The 12,228-nt window shown below is 72.9% G+C and carries 12 protein-coding genes; 6 read left to right on the top strand and 6 right to left on the bottom strand.

Translation table 11 applies throughout. The features are described from left to right. Nucleotides 1-11: 11 nt before the first annotated feature. On the bottom strand, nucleotides 12-1,226 hold the full coding sequence (locus RBJ77_RS01860; RefSeq protein ID WP_372343355.1) for a sensor histidine kinase: 1,215 nt from the start codon (nucleotides 1,224-1,226) through the stop codon (nucleotides 12-14). A gap of 179 nt (nucleotides 1,227-1,405) precedes the next feature. On the opposite strand from RBJ77_RS01860, the gene RBJ77_RS01855 reads away from it, so the two are divergent. The 6 genes from RBJ77_RS01855 to RBJ77_RS01830 all read left to right on the top strand — a co-directional run bounded on the left by RBJ77_RS01855 (nucleotide 1,406) and on the right by RBJ77_RS01830 (nucleotide 5,549). Beyond that, on the top strand, nucleotides 1,406-2,410 hold the full coding sequence (locus RBJ77_RS01855) for a carboxymuconolactone decarboxylase family protein (protein ID WP_372343354.1): 1,005 nt from the start codon (nucleotides 1,406-1,408) through the stop codon (nucleotides 2,408-2,410). Next, nucleotides 2,407-3,273 (top strand): class I SAM-dependent methyltransferase, encoded by an 867-nt coding sequence (locus RBJ77_RS01850; protein ID WP_372343353.1) that lies wholly within the window; start codon nucleotides 2,407-2,409, stop codon nucleotides 3,271-3,273. The genes RBJ77_RS01855 and RBJ77_RS01850 overlap by 4 nt, the downstream gene beginning before the upstream one ends. Nucleotides 3,274-3,362: 89 nt before the next feature. After that, nucleotides 3,363-4,034, top strand: coding sequence for a hypothetical protein (locus RBJ77_RS01845; RefSeq protein ID WP_372343352.1), 672 nt, complete (start codon nucleotides 3,363-3,365; stop codon nucleotides 4,032-4,034). 177 nt (nucleotides 4,035-4,211) lie between these two features. After that, nucleotides 4,212-4,619: an ArsR/SmtB family transcription factor gene (locus RBJ77_RS01840; RefSeq protein WP_372343351.1), complete on the top strand. Its 408-nt coding sequence runs from the start codon at nucleotides 4,212-4,214 to the stop codon at nucleotides 4,617-4,619. A 43-nt stretch (nucleotides 4,620-4,662) separates the two neighbouring features. Further along, the gene (locus RBJ77_RS01835) at nucleotides 4,663-5,079 is read left to right on the top strand and encodes an ATP-binding protein (RefSeq protein ID WP_372343379.1); all 417 of its coding nucleotides are present in this window, start codon (nucleotides 4,663-4,665) and stop codon (nucleotides 5,077-5,079) included. 119 nt (nucleotides 5,080-5,198) lie between these two features. Then, on the top strand, nucleotides 5,199-5,549 hold the full coding sequence (locus RBJ77_RS01830; protein WP_372343350.1) for an ArsR/SmtB family transcription factor: 351 nt from the start codon (nucleotides 5,199-5,201) through the stop codon (nucleotides 5,547-5,549). A 49-nt stretch (nucleotides 5,550-5,598) separates the two neighbouring features. On the opposite strand, the gene RBJ77_RS01825 is transcribed toward RBJ77_RS01830, so the two are convergent. The 5 genes from RBJ77_RS01825 to RBJ77_RS01805 form a co-directional block, all read right to left on the bottom strand. Continuing rightward, nucleotides 5,599-7,119 carry an NCS1 family nucleobase:cation symporter-1 gene (locus RBJ77_RS01825; protein ID WP_372343349.1) on the bottom strand — a complete coding sequence of 507 codons (1,521 nt, stop codon included), beginning with the start codon at nucleotides 7,117-7,119 and terminating at the stop codon, nucleotides 5,599-5,601. A gap of 101 nt (nucleotides 7,120-7,220) precedes the next feature. Then, nucleotides 7,221-8,246, bottom strand: coding sequence for a TIGR03842 family LLM class F420-dependent oxidoreductase (locus RBJ77_RS01820; RefSeq protein WP_372343348.1), 1,026 nt, complete (start codon nucleotides 8,244-8,246; stop codon nucleotides 7,221-7,223). Nucleotides 8,247-8,276: 30 nt separating this feature from the next. Next, nucleotides 8,277-9,683, bottom strand: coding sequence for a dihydropyrimidinase (gene hydA / locus RBJ77_RS01815; RefSeq protein WP_372343347.1), 1,407 nt, complete (start codon nucleotides 9,681-9,683; stop codon nucleotides 8,277-8,279). A 28-nt stretch (nucleotides 9,684-9,711) separates the two neighbouring features. Further along, nucleotides 9,712-10,554, bottom strand: coding sequence for a nitrilase-related carbon-nitrogen hydrolase (locus RBJ77_RS01810; protein ID WP_372343346.1), 843 nt, complete (start codon nucleotides 10,552-10,554; stop codon nucleotides 9,712-9,714). Between the two features lie 117 nt (nucleotides 10,555-10,671). After that, nucleotides 10,672-12,225 (bottom strand): PucR family transcriptional regulator, encoded by a 1,554-nt coding sequence (locus tag RBJ77_RS01805; protein WP_372343345.1) that lies wholly within the window; start codon nucleotides 12,223-12,225, stop codon nucleotides 10,672-10,674. Nucleotides 12,226-12,228: the final 3 nt, after the last annotated feature.

The raw sequence follows: 12,228 nt of genomic DNA, 5'->3' as shown, positions 1-12,228 counted from the left end.
GACGAGCGGCGTCACGGGGTGACCGCCGATGCGGAGGCCACCGGCGTCGTCCGTGCGGGGCCCGCGGCCGGGTCCCCGGGGAGCGGCAGGACCGCCCGCACCACGAAGCCCCCCGCCCCGCGCGGCGCCGCCGTCAGCGTGCCGCCGAGCGCCGTCACCCGCTCCCGCATCCCGGTCAGCCCCGTGCCCTCCTGCGGCGGACGGTCCTCGGCGGCGGTCCCGTCGTCCGTGACGCACACCGTCAACTCGGTCTCCCCGTAGGTGAGATGGACCGCCGCCTCGGCGTCGCGGCCCGCGTGCCGCGCCACGTTCGTCAGCGACTCCTGGACGATGCGGTAGACCGTGCGGTCGTGCGCCGCGGGCAGCGGACGCTCGGCCCCGGTGACCGTGAGCGTGACGGCCACGCCCGCCGACCGGGCGCGCTCGACGAGCAGCGCGGGGCTGCCGGCCGGCTCGTCCGTGCGCAACACGCCGAGCGTGGCCCGCAGTTCGCGCATCGCCTCGCCGCTCGCCTCCTGGATGGCGAGCAGCGCGGGCGGCACCTCCTCGCCGCGCTTGCGGGCGAGGTGCACGGCGACGCCCGCCTGGAGCTTGACGATCGAGATGCTGTGGGTCAGCGAGTCGTGCAGCTCCCGGGCGATCCGCAGCCGTTCCTCCCCGGCCCGGCGCAGCGCCGCCTCCTCCCGGGTGCGCTCCGCCTCCAGGGCGCGCTGCTCGGTCTGGTGGAGGTACGCCTGCCAGTTCTTGTCGGCGAGACCGGTGACGACGGCGCACAGGAACCAGCCCGCGAGCAGCAGACCGCGCGTCGTCGCCCCGTCGTCCGCGAGCGCGTCACAGGTGATGTACGCGGCGAGGAACACGCCACCGGTGGCCGCGGCCACCCCTCGACGGCCCGCCCGCGCCGCCGTGTGCACGGCGGCGAGCACCGGCAGCGCCGCGAGCGGATCGGGCCGGGCGTGCACGACGTACGCCAGCGTCACGGCGGTCGAGGCCAGGAGCACGGCCCGGGGCGCGCGCCGGTACCCGGCCAGCGGCACCGCCGACGCCACCATCAGCGCGTAGTCCACCGGCTCCGCGCCGTCCCCGAGCGCCGCCGCGAGCACCACGACGGCGCCGACGACCGCGGCCAGGGCCGCGTCGGCCAGATCGCGGCGCCAGGTCGGCGGCGGCGTGCCCCGCTCCGGCGCGCCGGCCGGCACGGCTGCTGTGCTCAAGTCCCCCTGCATGGCTCCACGGTAGGGGCGGGCCCCGACGGCGTCGTCCGCCGCGAGAACGGCACCGGCCGCCCGGCTACTCCCTGGGGAGTAGCCGCCGGTGGGCTCCGCCGTACGACGCCCCGGGCGGGCCGCCGGGCGAGTCTGGGCGGGTCAGGGGCGACCGCCCTGAGCCGACCCGAGGAGCTCGTATGTCCGGCCCGTACCGCTACACCGAACCGCCGTCGCCGAAGGCCGCCACCGGCACCACCGCCGCGGTCCTCGCCCAGGCGGAGACCGACTTCGGCATCCCGAAGCCGTCGACCCTGATCGTCCTGTCGTCGGCGCCCGAACTCCTGGCGCCCGTCTGGGCGTTGCTGCGCGAGTCGCTGATCGCGGGCAGCGGCTCGCGGACCGACCGGGAACTCGTCGCGGCCGGTGCCTCCCTCGCGAACCGCTGCCCGTTCTGCGTCGACGCGCACGCCGTGCTGCTGCACGCGACCGGCGACCACGCGCTCGGCGAGGCGGTGGCCCGCGCCGAGACCCCGGCCGACGAGCGGGCGGCGCGGATCCTGGAGTGGGGCCGGGCCAGCCGCGTCCCCGGCTCGCCGGATCTTGCGCCGCTGCCTTTCCCTCGCGACCACCTCGCCTCCCACCTGGGCACGGCGCTCGCCTTCCACTTCATCAACCGGATCGTGTCGTCGCTGCTGACCGAGAACCTGCTGCCCGCGGGCGCCCAGCGCCTCCAGGCGGTCCGTTCGCTGGCGGGCCGCGGCGTCTCCCGCGTCGTGCGCGCCGCACACCGGCCCGGCGCGTCCCTGGCCTTCCTCGACTCCCCCGACCCCGGCCCGTCCTGGGCCGCCGGCACCTCGGTCGGACCGGCCTACGAGTCCCTGCGCACCGCCGCCACCACGGGAGCGGGCCTCCTCGACGACGCCGACCTCGCCCTCGTGCAGGAGACCGTCGCCCACTGGGACGGCGCGCACCCGCCGACCGGGTGGGAGGCGCTGCCCGACCGGCGCGAGCGGCCCGGGGCGCGGCTCGCGCTGCTCGCCGCGCTCGCGCCGTACCGGATCACCGACGAGGACGTCGCGGCGTGGCGCGTCCCGCCGTTCACCGACCACTGCCTGGTGCACCTGATCGCCTACGGGGCGTTCGCCGCCGTCGACCGGATCGAGTCCGCACTCCCCCTGACCGCCCTCCTGGAGACGACATGACCACCACGGAGAACCGCACGCCCGACCGCACGGACAGCCCGTGGGACGGGGTGCTCGGCGAGCACTGGGCCGCCCGGCACCGGGAGTTCGACGCGATGGTCGGCGGTGTCGACGACGCCCTGTTCGAGGCCGCCGCGATCGCGCCCGGCGACCGGGTCCTCGACGTCGGCTGCGGAGCCGGTGCCACCACCCGGGCGGCGGCCCTGCTCGCGGCGCCCGGCCACGCGGTCGGCGTCGACATCTCGGCACCGCTCCTGGCCCGCGCCAGGAAGAACACGGCCGCCGAGGGGGTACAGGGTGTCGCGTACGTGCGGGGCGACGCGCAGACGCACCGCTTCGAGCCGGGCGGCTACGACGTCGTGATCAGCCGCGGCGGCGTGATGTTCTTCGCCGACCACGTGGCGGCCTTCGCGAACATCGGGCGGGCGCTGCGCCCCGGCGGCCGGATCGTGTTCGTCTGTCCGCGCCGGCCGGGGACGGACACCGAGGAGAGCCAGGTGCTCGGCCGGTTCGCCCGGATCCTGGAGGAGGGCGCCGAGCCCGTACGCCCGGACCCGGCGGTGGTCGCCGCGCACACCGCGATGGCCTCGCTGTCCGAGCCGCACCTGATCCACGGCGCGCTGCACCGCACGTTCACGGAGATCGCCGTCAACCCGGTGGACCTCCACACCCGGTGGGGCGAAACCCCGGCGGACGCCGTCGAGTTCCTGCTCTCCCGCACCCCGGACCGGCACGTGCCCGCGGCGACGCGCGCCGCCCTCGAGGACACGCTCTGCCCGTACGCGACCGCACGCGGCGTACGGACGCGCGCGGGCGTGTGGCTGGTCACGGCCGTGCGCCGGGGCGATGGTGCCGCTGTGTGATTCCGGCGTGACGGAAGTGGCGGTATCCCCGCACAGCAACTCATGTGACACTGGCGTCCCCCACCCCACTGACGTAAGGGACGTACGCCGTGCGTTCTCTCCCGCTCCCGGTCACCCTCGCCGTCCGGCTGCTGCCGGTCACCGTCCTCGCCTGCGTGGGCTGGGCCTGGTCCACCGGACCGATGGCCGAGCCCGCCGGGCAGGAGCACCACGACGCGGCGCCGCAGTCGTCGGCGGAGCCGGAGAACCCCAGCGCGAGCGTGGCCGCCCAGACGTACGCCGAGCCGCCCGCACCGTGCGGCACCGTCGGCGAGAAGACGGTCACGTCCCTGGTGCCGGGGGCGAAGACGGCGGGCAAGGAGCTCTCGGCCACCGACGAGTCGGTGCGCCGGGGCTGCTCCTGGAGCGCGCTGGAGGGCTACGACTACCGCTGGCTCGACGTGTCCTTCGAGATGAAGGCGTCCGACGCGCTGGCGCAGCAGGCGTTCAAGTCCGCGGGAGAGGACGGGAAGGGCACGGCGCAGTCCGGTCTCGGCGACGAGGCCCGGCTGACGACCGGCCTCACCACCAAGGACAAGCAGGAGACGCGCGAGGCCGTCGTGACCGTCCGCAAGGGCAACGCCCTGGTGACGGTCACCTTCAACGGCAGCGACTTCGAGTCCAAGGGCGCCCCGTCCGCCGACACGATCAGCAAGGGCGCACTGCGGGCGGCGGGCGACGCGGTGGCCGGTCTCGGCCCGGCCGAGAAATCCGACGACTGACCGGACAGGCCTGCTTCACCACGATCCCTGACGGGACTCGCGGAATTGCGAATCTTTGCAATTCATTAGATGGTGTGGTGGCCGTGCCCGTGGACCCTGCCTGTGGTGTCGCTCCCGCGGGCGCGGCTGCCTGTCGTGTGCGCGCCCGGGCGGGGCGCGGTTCGGGGAGTGGGTTGCGTGTCGGTTCCGCTGTACCAGGCCAAGGCCGAGTTCTTCCGGATGCTCGGTCATCCCGTCCGGATAAGAGTGCTCGAACTGCTGCAGGACGGACCGACCCCGGTACGGGACCTGCTGGCGGAGATCGAGGTCGAGCCGGCCGCGCTGTCCCAGCAGCTCGCGGTGTTGCGCCGGTCCGGGATCGTGACGTCCCGGCGGGACGGCTCGACGGTGGTGTACGCGCTGGCCGGCGGGGACGTCGCCGAGCTGATGCGGGCGGCCCGCCGGATCCTGACCGAGATCGTGGCCGGGCAGAACGAGCTGCTCACCGAGTTGCAGGCGGGTGACCGGGACCAGCACCGGGATCGGGACCGGAACCAGGACCAGGACCAGGACCGGGATCCGGCCTTCGAGGTCACGGCCCGGTGAGCCCCCGCTTCCGGCGCGCCCGATCCGGGAGCGGCCGCCCGTGATGCTCGCCGGTGAACTCGCCGGGCTGCCCTACCGGCACGTGCTGACCCTGCCGACGATGCCGCAGGCGGTCCGGATGGCGCGCGAGACGGCCGAGCAGGCGCTGGCCGAGTGGGGCGTCAGCCCGCGCCATCCGGTCGTGGGACCGGCCCTGCTGATCCTCGCCGAGCTGGTCACCAACTGCGTCCGGCACACCCCCGAGGTGTCGCCGCAGCTGACCGTCCTGCTGGCGGCGGACCGGGACACCTTCGCGTTCGGCGTCCACGACCGGCACCCGTACCAGCCGGCGCTGTACGGAGCGGTGCACGGCGGTCTGGCCACGGTCGCGGAGCTCACCCTCGCCCTGTCCGGCACGGCCGCCGTACGCCCCGACGCCGACGGCTGCGGCAAGAGCATCTGGATCACGCTGCCGCTGTGAACGGCACCGGCCGCAACCGGCGAAAATGGCTGCATGCTGATGATCTCTGAACGGATGCGGTGGCCGGAGCGCGCGGGGCGCGACGGCCGCGACGAGAACGGGACGGGGAGGACGCCGCGTTGAGCACGCCCCTCTACCAACTCAAGGCCGAGTTCTTCAAGACGCTCGGACACCCCGCCCGCATCCGGGTCCTGGAGCTGCTGAGCGAGCGCGAGCACGCGGTCGCCGAGATGCTGCCGGAGGTGGGGATCGAGCCGGCCCACCTGTCGCAGCAGCTCGCGGTGTTGCGCCGGGCGAACCTCGTGACGACCCGCAAGGAGGGCTCGAACGTCTACTACTCGCTGGCCAATCCGCACGTGGCGGAACTGCTGCGGGTGGCGCGGACGATCCTGACCGGGGTGCTCAGCAACCAGGCGGAACTCCTCGCCGACCTCCAGGCCGCCGCCGGCGACCCGCCGGCCCGGTCCTAGCCGGTCTGCTGCGGCACCGCCGCCTCCCGTCGGGAGGCGGCGGCCCGGTTCAGACCCGCCGCCTGCCGCCCGCCATCAGCGCCGTGTACACGATCAGCGAGGCCCCGAGCCCGACGGCCCAGCCGTAGTCCGCGAGCGGCTTCAGGAACGGGACGATCCCGTCGAGCGGGAACGGCCCGGCCTTCTCCCCCTTCGCGTCGAGCGTCGAGTACGACCCCCCGACCGCGAGCACGCCGCCGACCCCGAAGGCCACCACCGCCCGCCAGTTCCAGCCGCCCGCGTACCAGTACCGGCCCCCGGCGACGTACAGGTCGGCCAGGTGCAGCACGGTCCGGCGGATGATCCAGTAGTCCGCGATGAGGATGCCGGCGACCGTGCCCAGCAGTCCGCCCACCACACCGAGCCAGGTGAAGATGTACAGCTCGGGCGTCGACGTCAGCTTCCACGGCATCACGAGGACGCCCACGATGCCGGTGATGATCGCGCCCGTACGGAAGTTGATGACCTTCGGCGCGAGGTTCGCGAGGTCGTACGCGGGTGAGACCACGTTCGCCGCGATGTTCACCGAGATCGTCGCGACGAAGACGGTGACGAGCGCGAAGAGCAGGCCGAAGACGTTGTCGGTCTTGCCGGCCAGGGCGACCGGGTCCCAGATCGCCGCCCCGTACACCTTCTCCGAACCGGCGGTCACCAGGACCGACATCAGCGCGAAGAGGGTCATGGTGGTGGGCAGGCCGAGCGTCTGGCCCCACACCTGGGCCCGCTGGCCCTTCCCGAAGCGGGTGAAGTCCGGGATGTTCAGCGACAGGGTCGACCAGAAGCCGATCATGCCCATCAGACCGGGGAAGAAGACCTTCCAGAAGTCCGGCCCCCAGCCGACCTTCGACGGCTCGTGCAGCAGCGGCCCGAACCCGCCGGCCTTGTTCGCGATCCACACGAGGAGCACCGCGGCGCCGACGAGCACGAACGGCGCCGCCCAGTTCTCGAAGCGGCGCAGGGTGTCCATGCCCCGGTAGATGATGGCCAGTTCGAGCACCCAGAAGACGACGAAGCAGAGCCACAGCGTCCACGGGTAGCCGCCGATCTGCCCGGCGTCCGTCCACCCGCCGAACATCTTCCCGAGCAGGATGAAGATGCCCTGGCCGCCGATCCAGGTCTGGATGCCGAACCAGCAGCAGGCCACCGCCGCCCGCACCATCGCGGGCAGGTTGGCGCCCCTGATGCCGAACGAGGCCCGCGCGAGGACGGGGAAGGGTATGCCGTACTTGGGTCCCGCGTGCCCGGTCAGCAGCATCGGCAGCAGGACGATCACGTTCGCCAGGGCGATCGTGAGGACCGCCTGCTTCCAGTCCATGCCGAGCGCGACCAGGCCGGAGGCCAGCGTCCAGGACGGGATGCAGTGAGCCATGCCGATCCACAGGGCCACGAAGTTGTAGGTGGTCCAGCGGCGTTCGGAGAGCGGGACGGGGCGCAGGTCGTCGTTGGCGTAGCGGCTGTCGGCCGGGTAGGCGTCGGCGGTCAGCTCGACCGCGCCCCCGGGTATGGGCGGTCTGGCGGTGGTGTCGGTCATGGGCAGTCCGTTCTACGGAGGAGGACGGGGGAAGGCGGCCGTGCGGATGCCGTGAACTGCCGTGCTGTGTGGGGGTGTTGTTAAACCGGTGGGGTCGCTGTTCATACGGTGCTCAGCGCGGGCATGACGTCCCGGCCGTACCGGTCGATCACCGCCTCCTTCGCGTCGTGCATCGCGTACACGGCGAACTGGTCGACGCCCAGCTCCCGCAGCGCGCGCAGCTTCTCGATGTGGGCGGAGGCCGGGCCGATCAGACAGAACCGGTCCACGATCTCGTCGGGCACGAAGGCGGTGTCCGGGTTGCCGGAGCGGCCGTGGTGCGCGTAGTCGTAGCCCTCGCGGGCCTTGATGTACTCGGTGAGCTCGTCGGGGACCATGCCGGAGTGCGCGCCGTACTTGGCGACCAGGTCGGCGACGTGGTTGCCGACCATGCCGCCGAACCAGCGGCACTGCTCACGGGCGTGGGCGAGCGCCTCGGGCGAGTCGTCGTCGGTGACGTAGGCCGGGGCGGCGACACAGATCTTCACCGCCGACGGGTCGCGGCCGGCCGCGGCGGCCGCGTCCCGCACCGCCTTGACCATCCACTCCGTCAGGAACGGGTCGGCGAGCTGCAGGATGAAGCCGTCGGCCTCCTCGCCGGTCATCTTCAGGGCCTTGGGCCCGTACGCGGCCATCCAGACGGGGAGTTCGGCGCCGGGCCGCACCCACGGGAACCGCACCACGGCGCCGCCGCCCAGGTCCGCCTCGTCGCCCCGCGCGAGGGCCCTGATCACCTTCATGGCGTCGCTGATCCTGGCGAGGGTGTTCGGGCTGCGCCCCGCGACGCGCATCGCCGAGTCGCCGCGGCCGATGCCGCACACGGTCCGGTTGCCGTACATGTCGTTGAGCGTCGCGAAGGTGGAGGCCGTCACCTCCCAGGTCCTGGTGCCCGGGTTGGTCACCATCGGGCCGACGATCAGGCGCTCGGTCTCCGCGAGGATGCGGCTGTAGATGACGAACGGCTCCTGCCACAGCACGCACGAGTCGAACGTCCACCCGTGGCTGAAGCCGGCCGCCTCCGCCCGCTTCATCAGGTCCACGACCCCGGAGGCCGGCGGGTCGGTCTGCAGAACGAGTCCGAAGTCCATGATGGGTTCCCTCACTTGCTCAGTTCAGGTTCAGTTCAGGTACTGGCAGGTGCCGCGCGGGGTGTACGCGCCGTGTCCGGCCCGGCCGGTGAACTCCCGGTCGGTGATGACGAGTTCGCCGCGCGAGAGGACGGTCTCCACGCGGCCGGTCAGGCGCTTGCCCTCGTACGCGGAGTAGTCGACGTTCATGTGGTGGGTGTCCGCCGAGACCGTCTGCTCGGCGTGCGGGTCGTAGATCACGATGTCGGCGTCGGCGCCCGGCGCGACGGTGCCCTTCTTCGGGTAGAGGCCGAACATCCGGGCCGGGGTGGCGCAGGCGATCTCGATCCAGCGGCGGCGCGAGATGTGGCCGTCGACGACCGCCTGGTGCAGGAGGTCCATCCGGTTCTCGACGCCCGGCATGCCGTTGGGGATCTTCGAGAAGTCGCCCCGGCCCAGTTCCTTCTGGCCGGTGAAGCAGAACGGGCAGTGGTCGGTGGAGACGACCTGGAGGTCGTTGGTGCGCAGTCCGCGCCAGAGCGCCGCCTGGTGCTCCTTGGGGCGCAGCGGCGTCGAGCACACGTACTTCGCGCCTTCGAAGTCCGGCTCGGCGAGGTTGTCGGTCGACAGGAACAGGTACTGCGGGCAGGTCTCGCCGAAGACCGGGAGGCCCTCGTCGCGGGCCCGCGCCAGCTCGGCGACGGCCTCCTGCGCCGACACGTGCACGACGTACAGGGGCGCGCCCGCCACCTGCGCCAGCTTGATCGCGCGGTGCGTGGCCTCCGCTTCGAGGAGCGCCTTCCTGACCTCGCCGTGGTGGCGCGGGTCGGTCTCGCCGCGGGCCAGGGCCTGTTCCACGAGCACGTCGATCGCGATGCCGTTCTCGGCGTGCATCATGATCAGCCCGCCGTTCTCCCCGGCCCGCTGCATGGCGCGCAGGATCTGCCCGTCGTCGGAGTAGAAGACGCCCGGGTAGGCCATGAACTGCTTGAAGGAGGTGACCCCCTCCGCCACCAGCAGGTCCATCTCCTTCAGCGTCTCCTCGTGCACGTCGGAGACGATCATGTGGAAGCCGTAGTCGACGGCGCACTGCCCGTCGGCCTTGGCGTGCCAGGCGTCGAGTCCCTCGCGCAGGCTGTGGCCGACCGTCTGGATGGCGAAGTCGACGATGGTGGTCGTGCCGCCCCAGGCGGCGGCCCTGGTGCCCGTCTCGAAGGTGTCGGCGGCGTAGGTGCCGCCGAACGGCATCTCCATGTGGGTGTGCGCGTCGACGCCGCCCGGGATGACGTACTTCTGGCTCGCGTCGATGGTGCGCGCGTCCGTCCAGGACGCGGCGGTGTCGCTGCCGGTGGCCGCGAGGGCGACGACGCGGCCGTCCTCGATGAGGACGTCGGCGTGCATCTCGTCGGCGGCGGTGACGACGAGACCGCCGCGGATGACGGTACGGACGGCGCTCATGCTCTCCTCCAGGTACGGACGGGGACTGCTACGGGCGGGTCAGGGGCTCGTACGCCTGCGGCGCGCGGTCCCGGTAGAACTGCCAGCGGTCGCGGACCTCGCGCAGCTTGGCCAGGTCGAGGTCGCGGACGACGAGTTCGGGCGCCTTGTCGTCGGCGACCTCGCCCACGAACCGGCCCTCGGGGTCGACGAAGTACGACGTCCCGTAGAAGTCGTTGTCGCCGTACTCCTCGACGCCGACGCGGTTGATGGCGCCGACGAAGTACTCGTTGGCGACGGCGGCGGCCGGCTGTTCGAGCTGCCACAGGTAGCGGGACAGACCGCGGCTGGTGGCCGAGGGGTTGAAGACGATCTGGGCGCCTTCGAGGCCGAGCGCGCGCCAGCCCTCGGGGAAGTGCCGGTCGTAGCAGATGTAGACGCCGATCTTGCCGACGGCGGTGTCGAAGACCGGCCAGCCGCTGTTCCCCGGCCGGAAGTAGAACTTCTCCCAGAAGCCCTTCACCTGCGGGATGTGCGTCTTGCGGTACTTGCCGAGGTAGGTGCCGTCGGCGTCGATCACGGCGGCGGTGTTGTAGAGGACGCCCGGCTGCTCCTCCTCGTACATGGGCAGGACGAGGACGATGCCGTGCTCGCGGGCCAGCTCCTGGAAGCGGCGCACGATCGGTCCGTCGGGGATCGCCTCGGCGTACTCGTAGAACTTCGGGTCCTGCACCTGGCAGAAGTACGGGCCGTAGAACAGCTCCTGGAAGCACAGGACCTGGGCGCCCTGCGCGGCGGCGTCACGAACGGCCTGTTCGTGCACCTTGATCATGGATTCCTTGTCGCCGGTCCATGCGGTCTGGAAGATCGCGGCGCGGATCACGGGGCTCATCGGGACCTCCTGCGGAAGGCTGCGGGGGTGCTCGGTGTGCCCACGACGATAGGAATTCCGGACGCGGTGGCCGAGTTGCACCGTGTCACGTCCGGGGCCGGGTGTCGTTCCACCGTGTCACGTCTCCTGTGCGTCGTGCGCGAGCAGCGCGATGTGCACGGACGCGGCCTGCTCGAAGTCGTCGAGGTCGACGCCGAGCAGTCCCTCGATGGCCTCCAGGCGGCGGTAGAGGGCGGGGCGGCTCATGTGGTGCAGCTCGGCGGACCGTGACTTGTTGCGGCCGGTGGCGAGGTAGGTGCGCAGCACGGGCAGCAGCGCGTCGGCGTCGTCGGCGTACAGCAGGCCGTCCAGCTCCCGTTCCGCGAAGGACAGGACGCGCGGGTCGTCGCGCAGCAGCCGCATCAGGCCGCGCAGCCGTACGTCGCCGAGGCGGACGACGGCCGGCAGGTCGAGCGGTGATCCGGCGACGGCGTCGGCGACGTGCAGCGCCTCCCGCAGCCCGTCGGGCACCTCCTCCCAGCCGGTGCGGGCGGGGGCGGCGGCGACGACCGCGGGCCGGCCCGTCTCGGCGCGCAGCCGGGCGGCGAAGTGGGCGGCGAGCGGCTCGGCGGCCTGGTCGCGAGCGAGGCTGAGCAGCACGGCGGTGGAGTTCTCGGCGAGTTCGGCGACCAGCCCCGGCAGCCCCAACAGCCGCATTACGCGGTCGAGTTGGGCGGGCTCCCCGTCCCGTACGACGAGGGGGACGAAGGTGCGGCGGTTGACGGGCAGGCCCGCGGCCCGGGCCCTGGGCAGCAGCTGGCGGGCCGGGACGGCACCGGACACCAGGTCGGCGAGCAGGCACTGCGCGGACTGCTCCTCCCAGCTCGCGGCGGAGCCGGCCAGCATCCGGTGCAGGACGAGGGCCTCGGCGGCCCGGTCGGCGAGCAGCCGCCCCGACGCGCCGTCGCCGCGGTGCCCGCACAGCACGACGGAGCCCCAGCGTTCGCCGCGGCCGCCGAGGTCGGCGCGGATCCAGCCCTCGCCGTCGACCCCGCCCGGCTGCCTGGCGATGCGGTCCCAGTCGCGCAGCACGTCGTCGACGGCGGGGCGTTCGCCCGCGGTGGCGAGGACGCGGTGGGCGAGGTTGGTGACGACGACCGGGCAGGCGCTGTGCGCGGCGACCTCGTCGAGCAGGCTCTGCAGCGGGGCGCCCGCGGTGATGAGTCCGGTCAGCGCGGTGCGGATGCCCTCGGAGAGGCTGACGGCCGCGAACTTCCGCCGCACCAGCCGGGACTGGACCTCCTCGGTGAGTTCGGCGAAGGGGAACGGGCGGTGCAGGACCACCATGGGCAGGCCGTGCCGTTCGGCGGCGCGGCACATGTCCTCCGGTGGGGACGGGAAGGCGCGGCCGAGGCCGAGCACGAGTGCGGCGGCCTCCGCGCGGTGCAGCGACTTGATGTACTCGGTCCTGGCGTGCGGGTCGCCCGCGAGCAGGACGCCCGTGGTCAGCACCATCTCGCCGCCGCTGAGCATGACGCCGACGTCGGCCGCCTCGGCGACGTGCACCCAGCGGACGGGGCGGTCGAGGTGGTCGGCCGCCGCGACCACCTCGGGCTCACCGGCGGCGATGCGTTCGAGGGCGAGTATCTGGCGTACGGACAGGGCGTGTTCGGTGCCGGGTGCGGTCGGCATGGA

Origin of the sequence: Streptomyces sp. KL116D, assembly GCF_030766975.1 — a bacterium.
GTDB classification, from domain to species: Bacteria; Actinomycetota; Actinomycetes; order Streptomycetales; family Streptomycetaceae; genus Streptomyces; species Streptomyces longispororuber_A.
Note: the sequence above shows the minus strand (reverse complement) of the source record. Positions and strands in the feature narration are given on the sequence as shown.